This is a genomic window from Bradyrhizobium cedriense, assembly GCF_054602315.1.
Map to the genome: position 1 here is coordinate 822,070 of NZ_JBTSWB010000001.1, position 22,281 is coordinate 844,350.

General features: G+C 63.2%; 26 protein-coding genes. 14 read left to right on the plus strand and 12 right to left on the minus strand.

Features of this window, described 5'->3' with window-relative positions; all coding sequences use genetic code 11:
• Positions 1-54: 54 nt before the first annotated feature.
• Complete coding sequence (locus ACYCVF_RS03870; RefSeq protein WP_061027917.1) at positions 55-255, minus strand: hypothetical protein; 201 nt, start codon at positions 253-255, stop codon at positions 55-57.
• 224 nt (positions 256-479) lie between these two features.
• Between ACYCVF_RS03870 and ACYCVF_RS03875 the strand changes: the two genes are divergently transcribed.
• A complete protein-coding gene (locus ACYCVF_RS03875) occupies positions 480-1,454 on the plus strand; it encodes a quinone oxidoreductase family protein (protein WP_459597213.1) in 975 nt (324 codons plus the stop codon).
• A 38-nt stretch (positions 1,455-1,492) separates the two neighbouring features.
• Here ACYCVF_RS03875 and ACYCVF_RS03880 read toward each other — a convergent pair whose 3' ends face one another.
• Together ACYCVF_RS03880 and ACYCVF_RS03885 are read right to left on the minus strand one after the other, a co-directional pair.
• Positions 1,493-1,768, minus strand: a complete 276-nt coding sequence (locus tag ACYCVF_RS03880) for a hypothetical protein (RefSeq protein ID WP_459597214.1) — start codon at positions 1,766-1,768, stop codon at positions 1,493-1,495.
• 109 nt (positions 1,769-1,877) lie between these two features.
• A complete protein-coding gene (locus ACYCVF_RS03885) occupies positions 1,878-2,486 on the minus strand; it encodes a S24 family peptidase (protein WP_027576185.1) in 609 nt (202 codons plus the stop codon).
• 166 nt (positions 2,487-2,652) lie between these two features.
• On the opposite strand from ACYCVF_RS03885, the gene ACYCVF_RS03890 reads away from it, so the two are divergent.
• Positions 2,653-3,186, plus strand: a complete 534-nt coding sequence (locus tag ACYCVF_RS03890) for a GcrA family cell cycle regulator (protein ID WP_459597215.1) — start codon at positions 2,653-2,655, stop codon at positions 3,184-3,186.
• 45 nt (positions 3,187-3,231) lie between these two features.
• A complete protein-coding gene (locus ACYCVF_RS03895; RefSeq protein ID WP_459597216.1) occupies positions 3,232-3,807 on the plus strand; it encodes a hypothetical protein in 576 nt (191 codons plus the stop codon).
• Between the two features lie 38 nt (positions 3,808-3,845).
• Here ACYCVF_RS03895 and ACYCVF_RS03900 read toward each other — a convergent pair whose 3' ends face one another.
• Entirely contained in the window at positions 3,846-4,202 is a 357-nt protein-coding gene (locus tag ACYCVF_RS03900) for a hypothetical protein (RefSeq protein ID WP_459597993.1), read from the minus strand.
• A 609-nt stretch (positions 4,203-4,811) separates the two neighbouring features.
• Between ACYCVF_RS03900 and ACYCVF_RS03905 the strand changes: the two genes are divergently transcribed.
• Both ACYCVF_RS03905 and ACYCVF_RS03910 read left to right on the plus strand, forming a co-directional pair.
• Complete coding sequence (locus tag ACYCVF_RS03905; protein ID WP_459597217.1) at positions 4,812-4,997, plus strand: hypothetical protein; 186 nt, start codon at positions 4,812-4,814, stop codon at positions 4,995-4,997.
• 139 nt (positions 4,998-5,136) lie between these two features.
• Positions 5,137-5,478 (plus strand): phasin, encoded by a 342-nt coding sequence (locus ACYCVF_RS03910; protein WP_459597218.1) that lies wholly within the window; start codon positions 5,137-5,139, stop codon positions 5,476-5,478.
• A 290-nt stretch (positions 5,479-5,768) separates the two neighbouring features.
• On the opposite strand, the gene ACYCVF_RS03915 is transcribed toward ACYCVF_RS03910, so the two are convergent.
• The 4 genes from ACYCVF_RS03915 to ACYCVF_RS03930 form a co-directional block, all read right to left on the minus strand.
• The gene (locus ACYCVF_RS03915) at positions 5,769-6,086 is read right to left on the minus strand and encodes a c-type cytochrome (protein ID WP_459597995.1); all 318 of its coding nucleotides are present in this window, start codon (positions 6,084-6,086) and stop codon (positions 5,769-5,771) included.
• 37 nt (positions 6,087-6,123) lie between these two features.
• On the minus strand, positions 6,124-6,300 hold the full coding sequence (locus ACYCVF_RS03920; protein ID WP_459598028.1) for a hypothetical protein: 177 nt from the start codon (positions 6,298-6,300) through the stop codon (positions 6,124-6,126).
• 77 nt (positions 6,301-6,377) lie between these two features.
• Entirely contained in the window at positions 6,378-7,208 is an 831-nt protein-coding gene (locus ACYCVF_RS03925; protein WP_459597219.1) for an alpha/beta fold hydrolase, read from the minus strand.
• A 152-nt stretch (positions 7,209-7,360) separates the two neighbouring features.
• Positions 7,361-9,157: a ShlB/FhaC/HecB family hemolysin secretion/activation protein gene (locus ACYCVF_RS03930; RefSeq protein ID WP_459597220.1), complete on the minus strand. Its 1,797-nt coding sequence runs from the start codon at positions 9,155-9,157 to the stop codon at positions 7,361-7,363.
• Between the two features lie 130 nt (positions 9,158-9,287).
• Here ACYCVF_RS03930 and ACYCVF_RS03935 point away from each other — a divergent pair, with 130 nt between their 5' ends.
• Together ACYCVF_RS03935 and ACYCVF_RS03940 are read left to right on the plus strand one after the other, a co-directional pair.
• Positions 9,288-10,472: a FecR family protein gene (locus ACYCVF_RS03935; protein WP_459597221.1), complete on the plus strand. Its 1,185-nt coding sequence runs from the start codon at positions 9,288-9,290 to the stop codon at positions 10,470-10,472.
• 58 nt (positions 10,473-10,530) lie between these two features.
• The gene (locus ACYCVF_RS03940; RefSeq protein WP_459597222.1) at positions 10,531-13,272 is read left to right on the plus strand and encodes an EAL domain-containing protein; all 2,742 of its coding nucleotides are present in this window, start codon (positions 10,531-10,533) and stop codon (positions 13,270-13,272) included.
• A gap of 18 nt (positions 13,273-13,290) precedes the next feature.
• Here the strand turns inward: ACYCVF_RS03940 and ACYCVF_RS03945 are convergent, their stop codons facing one another.
• A complete protein-coding gene (locus ACYCVF_RS03945) occupies positions 13,291-13,551 on the minus strand; it encodes a hypothetical protein (protein ID WP_459597223.1) in 261 nt (86 codons plus the stop codon).
• Positions 13,552-13,810: 259 nt separating this feature from the next.
• Here ACYCVF_RS03945 and rocF point away from each other — a divergent pair, with 259 nt between their 5' ends.
• Positions 13,811-14,785, plus strand: a complete 975-nt coding sequence (rocF, locus tag ACYCVF_RS03950; RefSeq protein WP_459597224.1) for an arginase — start codon at positions 13,811-13,813, stop codon at positions 14,783-14,785.
• Between the two features lie 167 nt (positions 14,786-14,952).
• Positions 14,953-15,234, plus strand: a complete 282-nt coding sequence (locus ACYCVF_RS03955; RefSeq protein WP_459597225.1) for a hypothetical protein — start codon at positions 14,953-14,955, stop codon at positions 15,232-15,234.
• Positions 15,235-15,304: 70 nt separating this feature from the next.
• Here the strand turns inward: ACYCVF_RS03955 and ACYCVF_RS03960 are convergent, their stop codons facing one another.
• Positions 15,305-15,967 (minus strand): phytochelatin synthase family protein, encoded by a 663-nt coding sequence (locus ACYCVF_RS03960; protein WP_459597226.1) that lies wholly within the window; start codon positions 15,965-15,967, stop codon positions 15,305-15,307.
• Between the two features lie 74 nt (positions 15,968-16,041).
• On the opposite strand from ACYCVF_RS03960, the gene ACYCVF_RS03965 reads away from it, so the two are divergent.
• The 4 genes from ACYCVF_RS03965 (at position 16,042) to ACYCVF_RS03980 (ending at position 17,605) form a co-directional block, all read left to right on the plus strand.
• Positions 16,042-16,434, plus strand: a complete 393-nt coding sequence (locus ACYCVF_RS03965) for a dodecin family protein (protein ID WP_459612925.1) — start codon at positions 16,042-16,044, stop codon at positions 16,432-16,434.
• 163 nt (positions 16,435-16,597) lie between these two features.
• A complete protein-coding gene (locus tag ACYCVF_RS03970; protein ID WP_459597228.1) occupies positions 16,598-16,903 on the plus strand; it encodes a hypothetical protein in 306 nt (101 codons plus the stop codon).
• 150 nt (positions 16,904-17,053) lie between these two features.
• Positions 17,054-17,239 (plus strand): hypothetical protein, encoded by a 186-nt coding sequence (locus tag ACYCVF_RS03975; protein WP_459597229.1) that lies wholly within the window; start codon positions 17,054-17,056, stop codon positions 17,237-17,239.
• A 39-nt stretch (positions 17,240-17,278) separates the two neighbouring features.
• A complete protein-coding gene (locus ACYCVF_RS03980) occupies positions 17,279-17,605 on the plus strand; it encodes a GcrA family cell cycle regulator (protein WP_459597230.1) in 327 nt (108 codons plus the stop codon).
• 183 nt (positions 17,606-17,788) lie between these two features.
• On the opposite strand, the gene ACYCVF_RS03985 is transcribed toward ACYCVF_RS03980, so the two are convergent.
• Positions 17,789-19,003 (minus strand): mandelate racemase/muconate lactonizing enzyme family protein, encoded by a 1,215-nt coding sequence (locus tag ACYCVF_RS03985; RefSeq protein ID WP_459597231.1) that lies wholly within the window; start codon positions 19,001-19,003, stop codon positions 17,789-17,791.
• A 147-nt stretch (positions 19,004-19,150) separates the two neighbouring features.
• Positions 19,151-20,437 (minus strand): NRAMP family divalent metal transporter, encoded by a 1,287-nt coding sequence (locus tag ACYCVF_RS03990; RefSeq protein WP_459597232.1) that lies wholly within the window; start codon positions 20,435-20,437, stop codon positions 19,151-19,153.
• Between the two features lie 335 nt (positions 20,438-20,772).
• Between ACYCVF_RS03990 and ACYCVF_RS03995 the strand changes: the two genes are divergently transcribed.
• Positions 20,773-22,206 (plus strand): HWE histidine kinase domain-containing protein, encoded by a 1,434-nt coding sequence (locus ACYCVF_RS03995; RefSeq protein ID WP_459597233.1) that lies wholly within the window; start codon positions 20,773-20,775, stop codon positions 22,204-22,206.
• Positions 22,207-22,281 lie beyond the last annotated feature (75 nt).

The following is a 22,281-nucleotide window of genomic DNA, read 5'->3' on the forward strand; positions in this document are numbered from 1 at the left end:
GAACGGCGTTTTTCCGTTTAGCGCAAATAATTTAGCGGTTCACCGTTCGCCCGATCAGTGCCGCAGCAGCTCCGGCTTGCGGATGGTCTGTCTGACCTCGGCGCCGCAATCGGCGCATTCATAGACGAAGTCGATCTTGGCAAGGCTCCAATGCGGCTCGACCTCGCGCACATACATCGGCAGGAACCCCATACAGGTGGGGCAATTCACAGGCGCGATTTCGGTGTCCTGATGATGCTGAACGTAAGCTGGCATCTCGGCTCTCCTTTGCAGGCGACCCATCAAACCCCGCGCAAAGGCTACTGCCGGTTACCTCGGAGCCCTCATCAACTCTTTCGAACAGAGGCGGAACGCTGGGCGTTTGTCGGTCGCTGTGACATTCTTGTTACGGCTCTGTACTGTGGCGGGCGAACGGAAGGCCTGGTCCTCGGGCCGATCCGGTGTTCGGGCTTTTCACCATCGATAAGGGAGCAGCACCCATGACGCATGCCATTCGCTTTCACAAAACCGGCGGACCGGAGGTCCTGGTGTGGGAAGAGGTCAGTGTCGGCAAGCCCGGACCAGGCGAGGCGCGCATTCGCCACACCGCCGTCGGCCTCAATTTCGTCGACATCTACAACCGCTCAGGTCTTTACCCCGTGCAGTTGCCGAGCGGGCTCGGCAGCGAGGCAGCCGGGGTCGTCGAGGAGGTCGGTCCAGGGGTCACCGATCTCAAGCCGGGCGATCGTGTCGCCTATGGTGCCTCGCCGCTCGGGGCCTATTCCGAGGCGCGGCTGATCCCCGCCGACCGGCTGCTGAAATTGCCCGACGGCGTCGACGACAAGACCGCGGCAGCGATGATGCTCAAGGGGCTCACCACGCAATATCTGATCCGGCAGACCTACCGGGTGAAGCCCGGTGATACCATCCTGCTTCATGCCGCGGCCGGCGGTGTCGGTCTGATCCTGAGCCAGTGGGCCAAGCATCTCGGCGCGACCGTGATCGGCACCGTCAGCAACGACGAGAAGGCGAAGCTCGCCAAGGCGCATGGCTGCGACCATGTGATCATCTACACCCGCGAGGATTTCGCGAAGCGGGTCGAGGAGATCACCGGCGGCAAGAAGGTGCCGGTGGTTTACGACTCCGTCGGCAAGGACACATTCCTGAAATCGCTGGATTGCCTCGCCCCGCTTGGGGTCGCCGCGCTGTTCGGCCAGTCTTCCGGCGCGGTGGAGCCGCTCAATCTCGGCCTGCTGGCCCAGAAGGGCTCGCTGTACGTCACGCGTCCGACGCTGTTCACCTACGCCGCCAGGCGCGAAAATCTGGTCGCGATGGCGAACGAGTTGTTCGACGTCGTCAAGTCCGGCGCGGTCAAGATCGAGGTGCACCAGACCTTTCCGCTGAAGGACGCAGCCAAGGCGCATGCCGATCTTGCGGCTCGCAAGACCACGGGTTCAACCGTTCTCCTGGTCTGATGCTCGGCCGGGACGTGACGCAAACTACGCGGCCTGCGTCACGTCCGCTCGTGCTTGCGCAGATCGCGACTATGATCGAGGCGGATTGCCTGGAGGTCGACGTCCTCGGGCGGGATCTCGGGCAGTGCGGCCTCGGTCAGGATGGCCTCGGTCACGTCCTCGACCGCATTCTCCAGGATTTCGTGGATGAACGAGATGTTCCGGTATTCGCCCGAGGCGACGCGGGAGATGACTTCGCGCCTCGTGATTTCGGGGTCGACGATCGCCTCGCGGCCTCGCCGCCCATAGTCGATCATAACGACGAAATATTGCATCAAGCGATCCTGCCGCGCCCGTAGTCGGAGTGCGACAGAGTATTTCCGAAAATCAGAATTTTGTCAATCAAAATTTCTCATAATCGGAAATTACCGCCGTCGGGGCCTCTTACTTGCCTTTCTTCCGAGGCCGCGCCGATTTCGCACGCAGCCGCTCGAGCTGCCCCTTCGGCATGGACAGGCAGATCTCTCCCACCCAGTCGAGCTTGACGCCGACGATCGGCTTGGCATTGAAGCTCGTGAGATTGACGACGGAGGGCGATTTTCCCCGCTCGATGGTCTTCAGATAGCGCTCGCCGGTCTTGAGCCGGACCACGGCCTCTTCGCCGTAGAAGCTCGATAGCGGGTGACGCTGGTCCTTGTAGACCACGATCACGTCACCGCTTTCGTATTTGGGCAGCATCGAATCACCCACGATCTCGAACGCGATCGTCTCTTCCATGATCGGGAAGGGCAGCGTGATGTCACCGAGACCTTCCGGGGGAACCTGTTCATAGTCCGGCTCGATCACTGCGCCGGCGCCCACGCGGCCCATGATCGGCGCGAGATTGAGCTCGAGATATTCCATGATCGGAATGATCTCCGAGGCCTTCACCAAGCGCTCGCCACCGAGAATTTCCGAGACCGCGCCGGGACGCACGCCCATGGCCGCCGCCAGGCCGCCCTTGCTCTTGCCCGTCTTCTCCAGCCCACGCTCGATCATTGCAACGTCCAACATGGTGATTCCCTCGATTGCGCACCGTCTCGCCTCTTGTAATCCGAAATTCGGAATTGATGCAATTATGAATATCAGAATTGTTGCTTGACTCAATATTCGGAATAGCGGAATGTGTGTTTCGTCTCCCGGTCGTTCGTTGAGGGGAGGCGCATCACAGGACAGCAGCATGGAACCGGGCCATTGGCCGTCGGAGCACTCCGACGCGCTTCGTGACTATTTTCTCAAAGGCATGTCTTATGCGGAGATCGCTAGACAGATTAACGCAAGGTTTGGAACGGCTTACACGCGCAACGCGGTGATCGGCCGCGCCAAGCGGCTGGGGCTCGTCGTGCCGGAATGGATGATGAGTCCGTCGATCGTGCCGTCTTTGCCGGGCGAGCTCGGCCTGCTTTCGCCGCGTCGGGCGGCGTTGCCGAACCTGAGCGTTCCGCCCAAGTCCGCAATGAAGCCTGCGGCACAGGTCAAGTTGCGTTGTGTCGGCGTCCAGCCCCGCCTGATCCAACTGGTCGAACTCGAAGCGGCCGACTGCCGCTATCCCTATGGCGGCGACAAGGACGGGGAGGAGATCGCCTTCTGCGGTCACCCGCGCCAGCCGGGCTCCAGCTATTGCCCGCCGCATGCGCGCCTGACGCGCCGCTCTGGAGCGGTGTCCGCACGTGTCGCAGGTCCGGTCGTGCTGAGGCTGATCTCGGCCGCCTGAAGGTCCCGCCGTCCGTTCAATCGCAGTCCTGCAAGGAGTATTCGAGTGGCTCGTGTCCGACGCAACAAGTCCTATAAATTGGCGCAGATCTACGACCGGCGGTCGCGGGAGGTGCCGTTCAATGCCGAAGTAGCGGAAGTGGAGGTCGACAATCCGCTCGCGCTCGATTCAGGCGAGAAGATCCTGGCCATTCGGTCGATCCGCAGTGATCCGCTCGGCCGGCTGCACGCGCATCACCAGATCGACGAGGCGCAATACCGCGGTGGGCGCGCCTTCCAGAACGATTGGGAGCGGGCGGAGCGGGGCCCTCGGGCGGTGGATACGACTCGCGAATATGTCGATGGTGCTGGCACGCGCGAGCCGGTCACCGAGAGCCAGCGACAGGCCGTGCTGCGGCTGAACCGGGTCGAGCGCGAACTCGGTACCGACGGCGCCGCGCTGGTGCACGACGTGCTGGTGCTGGGTCTGACCATGGATCAGATCGGGCAGCGGCGCGCCGTCCGTACGCAGCGGTGGAACGATTATTTTGCGCGGCGCTTTCGCGAATGCCTGGATCGGCTGGCGCTGGTCTACGGCTTTGCGACGGAGAGTGGGAAGGAGCGCGCGGACCGGCGCACATGATTTCGGCAGGCCGGCGGTATCGGCCGCCGGCCTGTTGCCTAGGGATGAGGTACAATCTTGTAGGGGGTGGTGTAGGGCTCGACCCGGAGCGAGGCGTTGGCCAGAAGCCCGATTTTGGCGGTTGGCGCCTGCTGTAATTCGCCGTTCGGGCCACGATGCACGTTATATTGCCAAACGGTAAGATCGCCTTTCTGCGCTAACGCGTGTGCAACGGCGCTCGCATCGTTGCCGCCGAGCGCCTGAAGTTCATCCGCAGACAATCCGACGATGATTTCGTCCTTGATGGTGACGATCTTGAACAGGTTCATCTTGGTCTCCTGCGCCCATGCGCCTTGTATCGAGAGGGTGAGAAGCGCGACTGCGGCGCCCCTGATGAGATCGCAGCGAGAAAGCATGCCGTCGTCCTTTTGGTGCTGACGCGCGCCCAAATCGAAGTTTTCAGCCATGGCGCCCGAATCTGCGTGGCCGTGCCGCAACCGCTTGGTCGCTCGCATGAGGATGGCGGTTCACCGCGGAATTCCATCCCGATGGAAACTACTGCGAACTTGCGTGCCGGGATCCGGGCCGCGCAAGGTCGACCTTACATGCTGGTGGTGCAGCCGACGAGATCGGGTTCAACAATTACGTGTATATGACATGATCGCCAATTCGTGCGCGCAATGCGCATTCGCATCGGAAACAAGGCGAAACGCGGCGCCGCTTCACAGCAATCAGGGACCCGTGCGCGCTTGATGCCGCTTCTTGACGCAGGTGGGTGACGGAAGTCGATATTCCTGTTATCCGGAATCGCCGTGGTGCGATGCAGACGAAGCATCATGACACCAACAGTTGGGCTTGCCGGCTGAGTTGTTCCTTGGCATAACTACAACCGGCTGGTTGAGTTCGCCGTTGGACGCAGCTGCCAGCCTGGCAGGGCCCCCGGCCGAGAGTTCGTCGCATAGGCCCTGTTGCGACGTTCGGTTCTTGAGTGGATCACGAGGGCCGATGCTTGTCATAGGTGCGAGATGAAGAATCTCAATTTCGCGGCCGAACTGCACCTCAAGCTCGGTGTGCCTGCAAGCGGCACCGTCGAAAGCCTTCGCCTGCTCCGCGCGTTCCTGAAGCTCGAACCTCGACAGCGTTTCGAGGTGATCAAGCTGGTCGAAGATCTCGCCACCGAAGAAGCTCTTCCCGAGCATCCCTTGTCCTGAGACCGGCCGCGCGCCGGACCTATGCCGTCCCTTTCCTTTTCCCGGAGTCCGGGCCCGTCGGCGTGGTTCCCGAGGCTGGCCGCTGGAAGAGGGGCCGGCAAGTGTGGTATTCAGTTGGGAAAAACGGAGGAGTACGACGATGATCGAACCGAAGCTCGAAGTTCCGGCTGAACTGCGCGACCTGGCCGAGAAGACGATCGACCAGGCGGAAAAGGCATTCGGCATGTTTTTTGAGGCCGCCACCAAATCGATGACGTCCGTTCCGGGCGCGGGGACGGAGGTGTCAAAGCAGGCGCTGGCTTTCACCGAGCAGAACATGAAGTCTGCCTTCGAGCATGCGCGCAAGCTGGTGCATGCCACCGACCTTCAGGAAGCAATGCGAATCCAGTCCGATTTCCTGCGCACTCAGTTCACCAGCGCCGGAGATCACATGCGCCAGATGACCGGCAGTCTCATGCAACCAGGCAAGGGCAAATCCTGATTCTCGACCTGTGTACAGCGTGCCCACAAATTGATCTTGTGTGGCGTGGAGATCCGCGCTTCGCTGCTGGCGCAGGTCCATGATGGGCCACCGAATGACCTCATTCGCCGTCCGTCATCCTTTCTGCTGATCCCTGCTGGTCCTCCGGCAGGGATTTGCATTTGCAGCAGGTGGCGATCTTCTGGCGGCTGCCAAAGCGCGACGGGATTGGGCGATCGTGATCGCGCTTTGGGTGATCGTTGGAGCACCATCTTCTCGAGAAGCCGCTGCACAGCTTGCCGGATCACGCTCTAACGTAGCGATGCGATGTAGGCCGCGATATCGCCGGCTTCGGTCCGACTCAATGGGAAATTCGGCATCTTCGGGTGCGGATCGAGCAGGAAGAACGCGAGCCTTTCCGGACTGAAGTCCGGCCTGCGCGCAACGGATGCAAAGGAGGGGACGTCGGCGCTCGCCCGGGTCTGCCCGTTCGCCACGACATGGCAGCTCGCGCACCAGCGCTTGGCGAGGTCGGCACCATGATCGGCGTCAGCCGCGAGAGCGGACGACGTGGCCAAGCCACAGACTACGCCAAGCAGTAGGCAAATCCGTCTTACATGCCGGGGCATAGGGCAATCTTTCTGCATCCACTTGCGGCCGCCGCGCTCATCCGCAGCATGATCCTGGAAACTGCGAGAGGTCAATGCGGGCGATGATCGACCGCAGCAGCTTGCGGGTCGAACGATAGAGATGCCGTACGAATGCCGGCATTCTTGCCGCGTACAGGCCAAGGCCTTTCGTATCAAGGCTCTTCGTATCAAGACTTTCCGTATAGTGCGACACGTCTCTCTCCGAGGCCATATGGCTCTTCTATCGTGCCGCTTTGGAGCCGCCTTTGATCTGCCGCAAAGCACTCCCGGCTAATAGTCGCCCGGGTTCATGATCATTGGGCTCTTCGTATCCGCCGGCGCGAGCGCGCTGCTGGCGCTATCACGCAGGAAGCGGTCGAGCGTTTCCTGGATCTTCTCCTTGACTGAGTTAGGACCGCGATCACTCATCTCCGTGTGCTGCGCGCCAGTGTGGACTATATCGATGCCGCGCGCTTTGGCCTCTTCCGGCGTCGGCAGCACGCCGGGATCCGTCACGAAATGCGGGTCCTTCGATCGGAACGACAGGATCTTCATGTGGTCGCTGAGCACGAAAGGCACCCGCAGATTGTCGAGCGTGATCACCCTCGACACCAGCTCCGGGTGCTGATGGGCGACGTACATGGAGACATCGCCGCCGTTGGAGTGGCCGACGAGGGTGATGTGGTCGTATTCGACATTCTCCTGCCGCCTCATAAGTTCGCTCAATACGAAGAGAATGTTGGCTTCGCAGCGGATGTAGACTTCACGCCGGCCGACATATGGCTGACCGACACGGGTCAGCAACGGCGGATCGCTCGGCAGGTCCTGCTGGATGCTGGCGACCAGATAGCCCCGGGCGGCGAGGACGTTGGCGAGGAAGGAATATTCGGTCGCCTTGACGGTATTGCCGTTACTGATGATGGCGAGCGGGAGCTTCCATAGGCCGAGATTGGCCTTGGTCTCGTAGTCGCGCCGCACGGCAATCTCCACCGAGATCGGCCGCTGGCGCGAGGCGTCGAATAGGGTCAAGGTCTCATGGCGGATTGCGAACTGGCTGACGACGAAATACTGCCCGACACCAAGCACGCAGAGCAACGCCAGGATTGCAAACACCTTCCTCATGGTCCTGTCTCAAATCACCTTTGACTGAACATGGTGATCGGGAACTCCCGGTCGAGCGATCGTGAGCAGGTTAGGGGATTAAATTTAGGCAAGTCTGCGAGCCAGGCCCCGAAAAGGGCCGCACGCCGGTGATCGACAGAAGAACGGGGCGGCTAGAGACAGTGGGCCCTGCCGCGCTCGGGGCAGACCCGGAACGCGCTCGACAGCGTGAAGAGGAGGCGTGGGCTGCGGCGCTCGTTGTGCGGCGCCCGGTAGCTCAAGGGGACAGCCACCCCGAGATCCGCCCGGAGATCGTTCGGCAGGAAGAACCGCACACCGGCCCCCGCCGATGTCAGCGACAGGCCGTCGCCGAGGCGGTAGCCGTCGTTCCAGACGGCGCCGGCGTCGCCGAAGACGTAGAGTTGATAGCCGGTCCAGTAGCGAAAATTGAGTGTCTGATCGAAGCGCAGTTCGATCGAGCCGGCAAGTCCGTTGTCGCCGCTGATCTCGGCCGCACCATAGCCCCGGCCGAAGGCCGTGCCGCCGAGATAGAATTGCTGCGAGGTGAATAGTGGCCTTGATGCCGTCTGGCTCGCAGCTGAGAGCTTGAGCGACCAGGCGTCGCTGAGCGTCTGGTAGCGCGTGAACCAGAAGTTCAGCGCCGAGAAGTTCGACGAGGCGCCGCCCCGAGAGAGCAGATCATCGTCGAAATGCGATGCGCCAAAGATGTCGAGACCCTGGCGGTAGCTCAGCGTAGCAAGATTGGTGCCGCCGAAGCGATCCTGGAGCCGGTAATCGGCGGTCAGGCTCGCGGTCCTGATGTGGTCGTTGTACCAGGTGCCGTAGATGTCGTGTTCGGACACGTTGCTGAAAGTCCCAGCCACGGTGAGCATCAGCCCCGAGGATTGCGACATCAAGGGCACGGTGCTTGCCCGCACCTCGAAAGCTTCGGTCGTGGTGATGTCGCTGTCGAGACGGCGTGCGTCGCCCGGCCGGACCGCGCTGTACAGAACGGAAGCGCCGACGCGCACCCCGTCGACTCCGACGGGCGCGTCATAAGACAGGCGTGCGAAACCGAGCTGACGCGGGTCGTTGGCAATGGTTGACAGGTTGACTGCCAGCGCGTCGCCGGGTGTGAGGTAGGAGTTGAACGCGCCGGTCGCGTAGGTTTGCCAAGGACCGACCGACGACGATCCGAGATTGTCCAGGCCCAACGAGGAGAAGACGTGCCAGGCCTTCAAATATATGGTCAGGCGGAAGCGGCCGGTCGTACCGCCGATTTCTTCCAGTGCGGTGTCAGTGATCCGGACGCCCGGCCTGCCGTTGATCAGGAAGAGCTGGCGTTCGAGCGTTGCCAGCCGCGACGGTTGTTCGGCCAGGACCGGCCCGAGCATCGGTCTTACGCCAAACTGCTCGGCGCCGTCGCCTTTCAGCTCGGTCTGGACGATGGTGCCTTCGATGACCTGGATCCGGACTCGGCCGTCGGCAATGTCTTGCGGCGGCACGATGGCCCGGCTCAAGTGGAATCCGGCTTCGCGGTAGAGGTCGCTGATCGCGCCGGCGATCGCGGCGAGATTCGCCTGCGAGACCTTCTTGGCGAGATACGGCCGATAGACCGCGGCGATGCGATCGGGGGTAATGGCGTGAGCGCCGATGACGCTGATCCCGCGCAGCACGAACTGCGACCTGGTATCGCCGCCGGTGTTGGGCCGGTCGATGGCCGGCAGCTTGGGTGGGGGCCGGCTCAGCGATTCCCGCTCGGTTTGGTTTTCAAAGTATTTCTCCGGCTGGCGCGGGTCGAAACCAGGCTGGTTGGCTCGCTGCGCGGAGGCTGGTGGAATTGTGGTGAAAAGGGAGGCCAGCAACAGCAGCGCGGTAATGAAGCACCGCCTTTCGCTGCGCCTGCCGAACCCGTCTCCGTAGTTCAGCGGAGGACTCCCCAAGGAACGGCAAGGGTTGGTTAGCGGCATGATTTTTCATAGGTTTTTATGGTCAATGATTGGTTAATGCGGCTTCTCCACTGGCCGCTTCCCGCTAATCCTCTCTTGAGTGATTTCGGATACGCCTGAGGTCTGTCCTAACGCGGACCGAGGGATCGTCATGTTCGGCAAAGTTGGAATGCGGCGCACCTTGTTGGCAGCGCTGATCCTGGGAACGGCCTCCGGAGCATTCGCCGCCGATGACGGTGTCTGGTCCGTCAGCAAGTCCTCTGGCGAGGTCTGGCTCGCAACCAACGGCGCGCAGCAGGTGTCGTTGAGCCAGGACGGCACCCTGAAGCCCGGCGACACCATTCGCACCGGACGCAACGGCCGCGTGCTGCTCGTCCGCGGCGAGGAAACGATCCTGATCTCTCCCAATTCGGTGGTGGGCTTGCCTGCCGAGAGGAAGGACGGTCTCTCGACCACCATCATCCAGCAGGCAGGCTCGCTGCTGCTCGAGGTCGAGAAGCGCAACGTCAGGCATTTCGAAGTCGAGACGCCCTATCTCGCCGCCGTGGTCAAGGGAACGCAGTTCAGCGTCACGGTGGGTGCCGGCAGCACGAAGGTCGGCGTGCTCCGCGGGCAGGTCGAAGTCTCCGACTTCAAGACGGGCCAGATCGCCCAAGTCATGCCCGGACAAGCGGCCACCGTGTTCGAACATGGCAAGCCCGGTCTCAGCCTCAGCGGTGCCGGCACGTTCAATCCCATCGAGCACGGCAAGCCGCGCGCCTCCACGATCGAGCGGATTCCCGTGCCGAAATCAGGCCTGTCGGCGCCGCGCAATGCGGCGAGCGGCCATGCAATCCACGCACTCGGCCCGATCGACAAGGGCACGAAGGCTGCCGGCGCACCGAAGCCATCGCATCAGGCGGCTGGCGCCCATGCCTCGAAGGCCGGAATCGTGCGCATCTCGAGCTCGCTCGGCGAGGTCAAGCTGAACATCCACAAGGTGACCCGCGGAATCGCCCACGGCGCCGCTGCTCCAGGCCAGGTGCGCAACGCGAATGCCAGCACCGGGGCCGAGACAGTCTGGAGCAACAGCAAGCCGGGTACGACAGCGTCCAACAGCGCCGTCCAGACCGCGGCGACGACGAGCGGTGCCGCCACGGGCGACAGCAGCTCGTCCAACCCGGGCGCTGCCATCGCTGCAGCGGCAGCCAACAACGGAAACGCGGGCGGCAACGGCAACTCCGGTAACGGCAACAACGGTGTCACTGGCAACGGCTGGGGCAACAACGGTAACGGCAATGGCAATGGCGGCGGCGACGGCAGCAACGGCCACGGCCATGGCCGCAACCGACACTGAACCAGTTCCCGAAGGGGACGAGGGGCGCACCCGATGAAGGGGGGCGCGGGAGGATCGGGTGAAACGATATCGGCCGCATATTCTGGTTGCGATCGCGCTCGCGATCGTGCTGTCCACGGGATGGCATGGTTCGCTGCGCAACGCGCTCACCGACCTGCGGTTCGCATGGCAACCGCGCGACGCCAGCGGCAATGTTGTCGTCGTGGCTATCGACGCGCCGTCGATCGATCAGATCGGGGTCTGGCCCTGGCCGCGCCGGTTGCATGCGGAGCTGCTGCACCGGCTCGATGCGGCCGGAGCGCATGAGGTAGCCTTCGACGTCGATTTCAGCACGCCGTCCGACCCGGCCTCCGACGAGGCCTTCGTCCGGGCGCTGCGGGATGCCGGCGGCTCGACGATCCTGCCCTCCTTCAAGCAGCCGACGCCGAACGGCGGCGCGGCTCACGTCAATCGTCCTTTGAAGCAGTTCAGCAACCAATCGTGGCCGGCGGTCGTCAATGTCGCGGTCGAATCCGACGGGCTCGTTCGCCGCTATCCGTTCGGCGAGAAGCTCGGCGATGCCGTGATGCCGTCGATGGCCGTCGTGCTGGCGGGACAGGACGTCAATCGGCGGCCGCCCTTTCTGCTGGATTTCAGCATTCGTGCGGCCTCCATTCCCACCGTCTCCTATGTTGATGTGCTGCGCGGCGATACCGCCACGCTCGCCAGGCTGAAAGACAAGAAGATCGTCATCGGTGCCACGGCACTCGAGCTCGGTGACCGGTTCAGCGTCCCCAACGGCAAGATCATCTCGGGGCCGGTTCTCCAGGTGCTGGCTGCCGAATCGATCCTTCAGAACCGCATGCTGCGCTGGACGTCCGATATCGGCATGGTCCTGGGCCTGGGTGCGATCTGCCTGCTGATGATCTATTCTTGGCGCCGCTTCGCACCGGGAATTCGCGTCGCGATCCTCGTCGCGGCCGGTGCGTCCGTCGAACTGGTCGCAGCCCTCGTGCAGGCGAGATGGCCCCTCGTCATCGACACATCGCTGTTCCACATCGCGATCATCGCGTATCTGACGGCAATTGCTCTGGACGAAATCGATTTCCGCCGTCTGCTCGGACGCATCGCCGAGAGCCGTTTTCATCGCATGGCGATGTCACTCGGCGACGGGCTCGTCTGCACCGACGAGGAGCACCGGATCACGGTCTGGAATCCCGGCGCGAGTGCGATCTTCGGCTACATGCCGGTCGAGATCATCGGCCGGCCGTTCGAAACGTTGTGCGCCTTGCCCGCGAACGGGGGCGCGAGACCGTCGATGAACGATGCCGCGCGCCAGGCGCTTCTGGTTCCGGGCGGGGCGGTCGTGGTCGAGTTCGAGGGCCGGCGCAAGAACGGGGAAACCTTCCCGGTCGAAGCGAGCTTCTCGGGCTGGCAGGGAACGGACGGCTTTCAATACGGAGCGATCCTGCGCGACATTTCCGTCCGCAAACGCGAAGCCGAACGCATTCGCTATTTGGCCGAACACGACGCGCTGACGGGTCTGGCCAACCGGAACATGCTGCATGTGGGTCTCGCCGATCTGATCAGCGCGGCGGAGCGGGGGTCTTCCGGCGTCGCACTGCTCGTGCTCGGGCTCGACGGCTTTCAAGAGATCAACGACATGCTCGGACCTTCGGCCGGCGACCTCGTGCTGCGCGCGGTCGCCGAGCGTCTCCGGCGCGAAGTCGATGCTAAGGCGATCGTCGCCCGGCTCAGCGGCGACGAATTTGCCGTCGCGATCGATTGCGGGAAAGCCGCGGAGCCGATCGCGGCCTTTGCCGAGCGGATCGCCGAGGCGTTTGAGGCGCCTCTCGCAGCGGGCACGCGGCAGCACCGCGTCGGAATCAGCGTTGGCGTTGCCGTGTATCCGGAAGGCGGGCGGACGGCAGACGATCTCCTGAGCAACGGCCATCTGGCGCTGAGCCGCGCGAAGGCGACGCGGCGCGGCAGCCATGTGATCTTCGAAAGTGCGATCAGGCAGGAGCTCGAGAACCGGCTGACGCTGGAGAGCGAGCTGGCACTTGCCGTGGAGCGCGGCGAGTTCGAGCTGTTCTACCAGCCGCAGGTTCGTCTGATCGACGGCGGTCTGGTCGGGGCCGAAGCGCTCATCCGCTGGCGACATCCGGTGCGCGGCCACGTCTCGCCCGGAGAGTTCATGCCGGTGGTCAACACTTCGGCCCTGTCGGAGCGGATCGCGAACTGGGTGATGGAAACCGCCTGCCGTCAGGCGCGAGCCTGGGAATTGTCCGGCAACAGCGTGCGCGTCGCGATCAACCTCTCACCCTCGCAGCTCCAATCCGGCGATCTCGCGCATTCGGTCGCGGCGCTGCTCGAATCGACGGGGCTGACGCCGTCGCTGCTCGAAATCGAAGTCACCGAAGACATCCTGCTCCATGACGAACGCCGCGTGCTCGCCATGTTCAAGCGAATTCAGCAGCTCGGCGTCCGGATCCTGTTCGATGATTTCGGGACCGGCTATGCGAGCCTGAGTTATCTCAAGAAGTTTCCGCTCGACGGGCTCAAGATCGACCGGTCGTTCGTATTTGGTCTGCTCGCGAACTCCGACGATGCTGCAATCGTCGGCTCGACGATCGGTCTCAGCAAGCAGCTCGGTCTGACCGTCGTGGCCGAAGGCATCGAGAACAGGGCAACTGCCGACTTCCTGGTCAGCATGGGATGCGAGGAAGGGCAGGGCTATTTCTTCGGACGCCCGATGCCGGCCGATGCATTCGAGCAGAAATTCCTCGCGGCTGGGCGCGAGGCTGCCAGCGCTGCCTGAGCGGAGGGAGCTTCGCTTCTACCGCCGGCGCGCCACCGCCATGCCAAAGAGGAAAGCAACGAACAGGCTGGCAAGCGGCGCTTCGCGGGCGACGGCTGCGACCGTCGCGAGAACACCGCCAGGCTTTCGCGAGTCCTCGACGGCCGACGTCACGCGGTCGACGGCTGCGTGCAGGCCGCCGGCGACTTCACCGATCGTGCGGGAGACGTCCGCCGCCGTATCGATGGCACGCTCGGCCATGCCGGGTTGGGACGTGGATTGCGGTATCTCCGTGCTCAAGGGCGCGTCCTCCAGGCCTGATTGATGGAAGCCGACACCTTTGGCTATCCGCGCGAGCGCTCGTTCTGAACAGCGGGTCTGACGACCTTTGGCTATCCGCGACAGGCGCCGTGATTACGGCGGGTGCCGGCCTCGGATGGCAATTCAGCGTGCGGGATTTTGTTCCGGAGGATATCGATCGGAGCGCACCTTCCCCGGGAAACGACGGATGCGAATCTCTGTTAGGCTGGGTCAACCTTGCTGATGTCAGGAGACAGCCGTGACCGATCGGACCGCGAGGGATACCCGGCGCATCGCATTGCTCGGCGCTCCCATCGACATGGGAGCTTCGCAGCGAGGCACCTTGATGGGTCCTGCGGCGCTGCGCACCGCAGGCCTTGCGACACTGCTCGAAAGCCTGGATCTCGAGGTCGTGGACTACGGCGACCTGACCATCGCCGAAGTTCGGGATCTCACCGACAGGCCGCCCCAAAAAGCCAATCACTACCGCGAAATCCAGCGCTGGACGCGCGTTCTGAGCCGCAAGGGTTATGAGATCGCGACCACCGGCGCGCTGCCGATCTTCCTCGGCGGCGACCACACGCTCTCCATGGGCTCGGTCAATGCAATGGCGCGTCACTGGCAGGAGCGCGGACGCGAGCTGTTCGTTCTCTGGCTCGATGCCCACGCCGACTACAACACCCCGGAGACCACGATCACCGCCAACATGCATGGCATGTCGGCCGCGTTCCTGTGCGGGGAGCCCGGCCTCGACGGCCTGCTCGGCGACGATCCGCGCGCCTCGATCACGCCTGACAGGCTGGACTTGTTCGGCGCGCGTTCGATCGACAAGCTCGAGAAGGAGTTGATGCGGGCGCGACGGATCAGGATCGTCGACATGCGCCAGATCGACGAGTTCGGCGTCGCCGTCTTGATCCGGCGCGTCATCGAGCGGGTCAAGGCGGGTAATGGCGTGCTGCATGTCAGCTTCGACGTCGATTTCCTGGATCCCAGCGTGGCGCCGGGCGTCGGCACCACGGTGCCGGGCGGCGCCACCTATCGCGAGGCACACCTGATCATGGAGCTGTTGCACGATTCCGGCGTGGTAGGATCGGTCGACATCGTCGAGCTCAATCCGTTCCTCGACGAGCGCGGCCGTACCGCGCGCACGGCGGTCGAACTGATCGGCAGCCTGTTCGGTCAGCAGATCACAGACCGGCCGACGCCGAGCAACGCCATTGCGCCAGGTGAGTAGGGCGTTCCCGAGAGCAAAGAAGATCAGACGTCAACTGCCTCCAAGGAGTGCCGCAAGGACTTTGATTTAATCCTTGCGAGCATCTGAGGGCGACTCCGTGGAACCAGGCGGGAACTGGGAGGCCGTAATTGAATTAACCTGCGACAGGACAATTGCGGACCCTTCTGATGACTGATCGTTTCGCGAATTCGCTCTCGACGGCGCTTCGTCACCCCGGTGTGATCGCGCTGATCATCGCGGGGTTGACGATTGCGGCGATGCTGGTCGTCGATCACGGACCGTGGAGCCGCGCCAAGACCCAGCCGGCTCATGTTGCGATGTACGCGACTACGGGAGAAGCGGCGCGCGCCGCGGGTGCCGCCGTGCTTCCGACCGAACCGAAGTCACCGGTCGAGCCGGCACGGCCGGGGCCGAAGACGTCCCCGACGGTCAATCCCGTGACGCCGTAGCTCGAGTCCTTGAGCCCTTCGTGCGGCAAGCACTTCGTAGAAGGTCCGATGGACGACATGCAGCGGAATCTCATTCTATGAACAGCAGCCCCCTCTTCTGACTGCCATCGAACGTATTGACAGCGTCGAACAGCCGTTTCCGTTCGACCAGCCATGGCTGGAAGTTGACGTTGACGTCGAGCACGAAAACGAGGTCCTCGGCTTCGAAATAGCCTCCAATTGGGGAATGATGTCCGCTACCAGAACCAAAAATCTGAGCGCGATCGAAATTGACGATGTAGCGTCGGCCCGGATCGTTGGAGCGACGGAGATGCTCCAGAAACTGGCTCTCGCTGAGATCGCGTAAGACTGTGACTTTCCGGCTCGTGTTGGTCTGGGCGACTTTGGCCAGCTCGTCGAGCGTAAGACCCATGATGCATACGCCTGTCCAGCAGTTCCACGTACCGGCTAGCACCTTGCCCTCCGTTCTTGCCGCCTCGCCAAGCGATCGGTAGGCATTCGCAACAGCCGCAGGTCCGCAGCGAGAACCGTTTGACTGCCAGTCAATGTGTCTTTGGAAAGTGGCTGCCACGGGCAGGCGCCACGCCCGCTCCATCAGCGCCGACGTTCGTGTTACCGATGACGCTATGGCGTCTGGCGGCACGTGCGATTGTCCGACCACCAGGGCCCCGGCACATGCCAGAACCACGGCGATAGCCAGGGTGCTGATACCGACGTAGCGCCATCGCTTCATGAGTCAGAACCTCTGCGCCAATGACGACATTGGGCCGCAAGATATTCTGAAGCCAACCGGCGGGTGGAGATTCCATGTGCACGTCCGTCGGGGGCCGCAATGCGAACGTACGCCCCGACAGAGGGCCGCCCAAGTTCTTCTCTGGGGAAGAAGTGACAGCCAATCGGACCTTTTTCTGCGGCATCCGCGAGACGTATCAGCGTCGAGATACTGGTGCTAGATTTCCTGCTCCTACTCAACAGGAGGACGATATGCCGGATAGCGTCTACAAGGTCATCGAACTGGTCGGTACCAGCTCCGACTCATGGGAGAGGGCGGCGGCCAATGCGGTCGAACAAGCCGCAAAATCTCTGCGGGATCTTCGAGTTGCGGAGGTCGTAAAGCTCGATATGCAACTGGATGACAAGGGCAAGGTCGAGGCCTATCGCGCCAAGCTCAGCGTATCGTTCAAGTTCGAGGGCACCTGAAGTCTCGGCACCTCGCCCCCATTTGCGGGGCGAGGATGCTCGCTGGAAAAGGCGCGTTGCGCGGCGCCCAACCGGACGCCGTGGCCTATATCAAAAGTTGGTTCTAGTCCGAGTGGGACCTATATGCTTTGATGTGAGTGGGCGTCCGGCGCGTGGTGGCCCCATGTACATGGTCATTCGCAAGTACACCAAGGTTCGTTCGGTCGCGGACGCCGCGCGTCGCGCCAAGAGCGGAGTCGGTGAGATCCTGAGACAATCGCAGGGGTTCAGATCCTACCATGTGCTGGATGCTGGCGACGGTGTCGGTATCGCCGTGATGATATTTGATGACCGCGAAAGCGCCAACGCAGCGAATACCAAGATACTTGCGTTCGTTCAGGCGAGTCTACATGACCTCGATCTTGGGGTTCCCGAAATCACCACTGGCGAGGTCCTGGTGGATATAGGGCCTCATGGGTCTTCGGTTTGAAGTAGCCCCAAGCGTCATCGGTTGCGCGGGTGCCGTGTTGCTCGTGTAATCGATCCGATGTCACCCTCGCGCTTGCTACGATCGAGCCCATTCGCGAGCCGCCCGTCAGGACTTTTCGACCGCGCGTGCATTTCGAGGAGCAGCATCTACATGAAGCAACACACCTGCGAAGCATCTTTCACCACAGCCGGCGGCTGGACACCACTCCTGCTTATCGGCATCGTGATGCCGCCCCGGGATCCCGATGAAGACGAAGACGACGATGATGACGACGACGACGATGAGGAAGGTGATGCTGACGAACCGGCGGTCGTGCGCGAGCCGGACGAAGACTAGACTGGCGCGCGACTGGCAGTCGGCGCTATAATATCTTCCATGGGCTGGGATGCGAAAGACATCGCGCTTCTGAAAAGGCTCTGGTTCGCAGGACAGAGCGCGGCGCAGATTGCGCGTCGGCTGGGGTGCAGTCGTAACGCCGTCTGCGGCATGCTGACCCGTCTGAACCTGAAGCGCGGCCATAAGTCGCCGACGGCACGGCCCAAGATAAGGCCGGCCCCGAAGCTGAGGCCGGCGTCGGCATCCTGCGCCCGTTCAGTCACACGGAAGGTGGCGTTGAATACAGCGGAGAGGCAACAGCCCAAGGAATTCAGCAGGCAGCAGCTTTACGCCATTCTGGCTGAGGCGGTCAGAAACACTGGCTGAGAGACCCGACCGCGGACGTCCTTGCGCTCCGGTCGGGGTCTTTGCCCAGCTTGACGGGGTTCGGTCGTCTGTTCCTTCCCAAACCTTCGTCGGCTTCGGGTTACGGCGATACTCTGGTTGAGCGGAGAATCTCCGCCAAGTCCCAAAAACCGACGTCGGCGCCTTCAAGAGTCCAGGCCCTCGTCAGCTCTTGCGACCGTAATTGAGGAGCCCGCCGCTCGTCTTCGGCGGGTGCGCACGCAAGGCCTCCTCGTTCGGTTCGGTGCCCCAGCCGGGACGGTCGGGGACGATCAGGTGCCCCTCCTGGATATCCGGCTCGTGCGTGAACAACTCGCGGTCCCAGGACAGACGATCGATGTCGATCTCCATGATGCGCAAGTTTGGCACCGCGGCGCAAAAATGCGCGTTCATCATCGAGCAGAGATGGCCGTAGAAATTATGCGGGGCGACGTTGACCTCGAACGCCTCGGCAGCGGCCGCGATCTTCATCGATTGCCAGACCCCGTTCCAGGGCGTGTCGATGATCGCGACGTCCATGGCCTGCTCGTGGAAATAGGGCAGGAATTCCCGAAGGCCGAGCAGCGTCTCGCAGGAGGAGATCGGGTGCGGGCTCTGCCTGCGGATGTAGCCGAGTGCTTCCGGATTGAAGCTGTCGATCTCGACCCAGAACATGTCGAGGTCGGAAATGGTGCGCAGGATCTGCAGGTAGCCTTCGGTCTTGGCGTTGAAGTTGCAGTCGAGGAGAATGTCGACGTCGGGGCCGGCGCCGTCGCGGATCGCCTCCAGATGCATGTGCAGGTCGCGCAGGATCTTGCGGTCGACATTGATCTCGGGCGCGAAGGGTGAACCGAAGCCCGGGCGCCAGCCGGTCGGCTTGCCGTCGTCATAGGAAAAGATGTTGGTCTTGAGCGCGGTGAACTTCTTCTCGCGCACCTCGCGCCCCATGGCCTTGACGCCGTCGAGGCTTTCGATGGGCGGCTTGTACCAGGACGGGTGGTTGATGCGCCAGGTGGCGCAATGCGACCAGTAGACCCTGATGCGGTCGCGGATCCTGCCGCCGAGCAGCTCGTAGCAGGGGACGCCGAGAGACTTCGCCTTGGCATCGAGGAGCGCATTCTCGATCGCACCGAGGGCTTGCGCCACCACGCCGCCGGCCGCGGGACGCGTCGCTGCGAACAATTCGGCAAAGATGCGCTCGTGCCGGAAGACGTTCTGCCCGAGGACACGGGCAGAGAGGCGCTGGATGGCAGCTCCGACACCGGGCGAGCCGAATCCCTCGTCGAATTCGCTCCAGCCGACGATGCCGTCCTCGGTCGTCAGCTTGACGAAATGATAGTTTCTCCAGCCGGCGTCGCAGGCAAGAATTTCGATGCTTGTTGCTTTTGATGATGTGGTCATGTCGCTCCCTGTCGCCCGGCCGGGCCTTCCTTGTGGCCCGATCTCGAGGCCGGGCTCAGAGCGCATTGTTAGGCCAAGCGCGGACCGGCGTGAAGGGCGCAGCGATGCGGCCGGGGGGCGCGTCCGGCGGCGCTTTCGGAGGCCTCGTCAGCCGATCACCGACGAGCCGAGCAAGGCGAGCACGGCCAGCGCCATCAGCGCGGTGCCGAGCCAGCCCAGCGCGATCAACCATGAGCGGCCCCTGAAGCGGCCCATGATGTCGCGGCTCGAGACGATCAGCATCATCATCGTCATGATGGGGACGGCGACGATGCCGTTGAGCACCGCGCTCCAGACCAGCATGTTGATGGAGTCTATTCCGGTGAAGCCGAGGCCGAAGCCGATCAGGGTGGCCGCCGCGATGATGGTGTAGAACCCGACCGCTTCGTCCGGCTTGGCCTCCAGCGTGGCGCGCCAGCCGAATATCTCGGCGACGCCATAAGCGGCCGAGCCCGCCAGCACCGGGATTGCGAGCAGGCCCGTGCCGATGATGCCGAGCGCGAACAGCGCGAAGGTGAAGTCGCCCGCGAGCGGCCGCAGCGCCTCGGCCGCCTCCGTCGCCGAATTGATCTTGGTGATGCCGTGCGCATGCAGCACGGAGGCGGTGGTCAGGATGATGAAGAACGCGATGCCGTTGGACAGCAGCATGCCGGCAATGGTGTCGGTCTTGATGCGATCGAGCTCGTGAGTGCCGCCGCGCTTGAGCTCGCGGAGCGGCTTGTCGCGCCTGCCCTGGTTCATCTCCTCGACCTCCTGCGAGGCCTGCCAGAAGAAGAGGTAGGGGCTGATGGTGGTGCCGAGCACAGCGACCACCATCATGAAATAGTCGGCGCTGACGTTCGGCTTCGGCCACACCGCGGCGAGCAGAGCCGTGCTCCACGGAATATTGACGGTGAAGGCGGTCGCGACATAGGCGAACAGCGCCAGGGTGAGGAATTTCAGAACCGGCGAATAGCGGCGATAGGGCAGGAACACCTGGAGCAGGGTCGAGCCGGCCGCGAAGATCAGCGCGTGCTCGTGGTTCAGCCCGCCGATGACGAGCGAGAGGGCCTCGGCCATCGCGGCGATGTCGGCGGCGATGTTGAACGTGTTTGCGGCAACCAGCATGGCGACAAGCGCCAGGACCACCCAGCGTGGCGCGAGCTGCATGACGTTGGCGGCGAGACCCTTGCCGGTGACGCGGCCGATCCGCGCGCTGACGAGCTGGATCGCGATCATGAACGGCGTGGTGAGGAACACGGTCCACAGCAGGCCGTAGCCGAATTGCGCGCCGGCTTGCGAATAGGTGGCGATGCCGGACGGATCGTCGTCGGCAGCTCCGGTGATGAGGCCGGGGCCCAATCGTTGCAGCAGCGTCGGCGCGGATTTCGTGGAGGCCACGGCGCTGTCGCTCATGGGAGGGCCCTTTGTTGGAGACGATCTCAACAAATGCAGGTGCGGGAACAAAGGTTCCGACAACAGAGGTTAGGCCGCCATTGTTCCGATAAAGCGAATTTGTATTTGATCTGTCGGGCAAAACAGGGGTACAAGTGGACCATCGCCACGTCTGCGGTCGTTCGCTCACGGCGTTGAGGGAATCGCCCAGGCTGAGGGTGACGCGCGCCACTGTCGTTCCGCATTGCAGGCGAGCGTGCGAAACGCGGAAGAGGCGCGAGGGTTCCGCGCGCGATCCAAAATATAGCAGCAGTCGGATGCGTTGCCGTGCGCACGGTTTCCCGTTACCTTGCCGCATGTCTCTCCTGAATTTTCAACTCCCCGCACCGACGCCGACACTGTTCGCTTCGCTGCTGACGCTGGACCAGGCGATCCTCGATTCCCTCCCGATCGGCGTCTGCGCCTGCGACGTCGAGGGACAGATCGTCAGGGTCAACCATCGGGCCGTCCAGCTCTGGGGCCGCGCGCCGAAGCTGCGCGACGCCGCGCAGAAGTTCTGCGGTTCATTCCGGGTCGAGACCCTGGACGGCGATTTCGTTCCGCCCGAAGAGACGCCGATGGCGCGCGCGGTGCTGACCGGCCGGAGTTTTGAAGGTTTCGAGGCGATCGTCCACAATCCCGACGGACGACGATGGGTGGCGCGCGTCAACGTCGCTCCGCTGCGCGACGAGGATGGCGAGATCGTCGGCGGCATCAATTGTTTCCTCGATGTCACTCACGAGCACGACATGCGGGTTGCGCTCGAGCGGCAGCAGCGCACGTTCGATCTCGCCATGATCGCCTCCCGGATGGGGACGTGGCGCTACACCCTGGCCGACAACGTCTGCATCTACGATCGCAACGCTCAAGCGCTCTATGGCCTGACCGAGGCGCGCTTTCTCCATGACAAGGCTGGCGTAGAGGCCAAGTTTCATCCCGACGACATGGAGCTGATGTGGGCGCGCGTGGCCGGGGCGCTCGATCCCAAAGGTGACGGCCGCTACGACGTCGAGTACCGGGTCAAGCAGCTCGATGGAAGCTGGCGCTGGCTGAGCGCCTGGGGCCTCGTGGAGTTCGAAGGCGAGGGCGCCGAGCGCAAGCCGGTTGCGATCGCCGGCGCGAGCCGGGATCTCTCCGAGCTGAAGCAGGCGGAAGAGCTGCAACGGCTGCTCACCAACGAGCTCAATCATCGGGTCAAGAACACGCTGGCCACAGTGCAATCGATCGTCAACCAGACGCTTCGGGCCCCGGCCGACGTGGAAGCGGCGCGCAAAACAGTGAACGCGCGTTTGCTTGCTCTGGCCGGAGCGCATGATCTCTTGACAGCGCGGGCCTGGGCGGGCGCCGATCTCGCCGACCTGGTCGCGGGCGCGCTTGCGCCTTTCCCGGCGAGCCAGATCGTGCTCGATGGCCCTGCGCTGGTCGTCCTGCCGACCCAGGCGCTGGCGCTCTCGCTGGCTCTGCACGAGCTTGCCACCAACGCGGCGAAGTACGGAGCGCTGTCCCGTCCCGAAGGCCGGGTGGAGATTTGCTGGACCGCGCGGGATGACGAGGTCCATCTGAGCTGGCGCGAAAGCGGCGGCCCGCTCGTTGCTCCGCCGAGCCGTCGTGGGTTCGGCAGCCGCCTGATCGAGCACGCTAGCCGCGACCTCGCCGGGCGGTTCCGGCTGGAGTTCGATCCGGCCGGCGTTCGCTGCCGGATATCGGCCTCGCTCGCCGCGCGCGTTGAGGGGGTACGGGCCGTCGCCTGAGCGAGACGCCGATCCCGTGCGCGCGTGTTCTTAAAATCTGAAGCTAAGTTCGGATTATCGAAAAATCCTTGATCC

What these genes read in the sequence shown, in the direction of transcription:
- ACYCVF_RS03965 (WP_459612925.1), top strand. Translation starts at nt 16,042, where the DNA reads ATGTGCACGTCCGTCGGGGGCCGCAATGCGAACGTACGCCCCGACAGA.
- ACYCVF_RS03955 (WP_459597225.1), top strand. Translation starts at nt 14,953, where the DNA reads ATGACTGATCGTTTCGCGAATTCGCTCTCGACGGCGCTTCGTCACCCC.
- ACYCVF_RS03890 (WP_459597215.1), top strand. Translation starts at nt 2,653, where the DNA reads ATGGAACCGGGCCATTGGCCGTCGGAGCACTCCGACGCGCTTCGTGAC.
- ACYCVF_RS03980 (WP_459597230.1), top strand. Translation starts at nt 17,279, where the DNA reads ATGGGCTGGGATGCGAAAGACATCGCGCTTCTGAAAAGGCTCTGGTTC.
- ACYCVF_RS03870 (WP_061027917.1), bottom strand. Translation starts at nt 255, where the DNA reads ATGCCAGCTTACGTTCAGCATCATCAGGACACCGAAATCGCGCCTGTG.
- ACYCVF_RS03960 (WP_459597226.1), bottom strand. Translation starts at nt 15,967, where the DNA reads ATGAAGCGATGGCGCTACGTCGGTATCAGCACCCTGGCTATCGCCGTG.
- ACYCVF_RS03875 (WP_459597213.1), top strand. Translation starts at nt 480, where the DNA reads ATGACGCATGCCATTCGCTTTCACAAAACCGGCGGACCGGAGGTCCTG.
- ACYCVF_RS03900 (WP_459597993.1), bottom strand. Translation starts at nt 4,202, where the DNA reads ATGCTTTCTCGCTGCGATCTCATCAGGGGCGCCGCAGTCGCGCTTCTC.
- ACYCVF_RS03985 (WP_459597231.1), bottom strand. Translation starts at nt 19,003, where the DNA reads ATGACCACATCATCAAAAGCAACAAGCATCGAAATTCTTGCCTGCGAC.
- ACYCVF_RS03885 (WP_027576185.1), bottom strand. Translation starts at nt 2,486, where the DNA reads ATGTTGGACGTTGCAATGATCGAGCGTGGGCTGGAGAAGACGGGCAAG.
- ACYCVF_RS03915 (WP_459597995.1), bottom strand. Translation starts at nt 6,086, where the DNA reads ATGCCCCGGCATGTAAGACGGATTTGCCTACTGCTTGGCGTAGTCTGT.
- ACYCVF_RS03880 (WP_459597214.1), bottom strand. Translation starts at nt 1,768, where the DNA reads ATGCAATATTTCGTCGTTATGATCGACTATGGGCGGCGAGGCCGCGAG.
- ACYCVF_RS03925 (WP_459597219.1), bottom strand. Translation starts at nt 7,208, where the DNA reads ATGAGGAAGGTGTTTGCAATCCTGGCGTTGCTCTGCGTGCTTGGTGTC.
- ACYCVF_RS03970 (WP_459597228.1), top strand. Translation starts at nt 16,598, where the DNA reads ATGTACATGGTCATTCGCAAGTACACCAAGGTTCGTTCGGTCGCGGAC.
- ACYCVF_RS03910 (WP_459597218.1), top strand. Translation starts at nt 5,137, where the DNA reads ATGATCGAACCGAAGCTCGAAGTTCCGGCTGAACTGCGCGACCTGGCC.
- ACYCVF_RS03995 (WP_459597233.1), top strand. Translation starts at nt 20,773, where the DNA reads ATGTCTCTCCTGAATTTTCAACTCCCCGCACCGACGCCGACACTGTTC.
- ACYCVF_RS03935 (WP_459597221.1), top strand. Translation starts at nt 9,288, where the DNA reads ATGTTCGGCAAAGTTGGAATGCGGCGCACCTTGTTGGCAGCGCTGATC.
- ACYCVF_RS03930 (WP_459597220.1), bottom strand. Translation starts at nt 9,157, where the DNA reads ATGCCGCTAACCAACCCTTGCCGTTCCTTGGGGAGTCCTCCGCTGAAC.
- ACYCVF_RS03975 (WP_459597229.1), top strand. Translation starts at nt 17,054, where the DNA reads ATGAAGCAACACACCTGCGAAGCATCTTTCACCACAGCCGGCGGCTGG.
- ACYCVF_RS03990 (WP_459597232.1), bottom strand. Translation starts at nt 20,437, where the DNA reads ATGAGCGACAGCGCCGTGGCCTCCACGAAATCCGCGCCGACGCTGCTG.
- ACYCVF_RS03905 (WP_459597217.1), top strand. Translation starts at nt 4,812, where the DNA reads ATGAAGAATCTCAATTTCGCGGCCGAACTGCACCTCAAGCTCGGTGTG.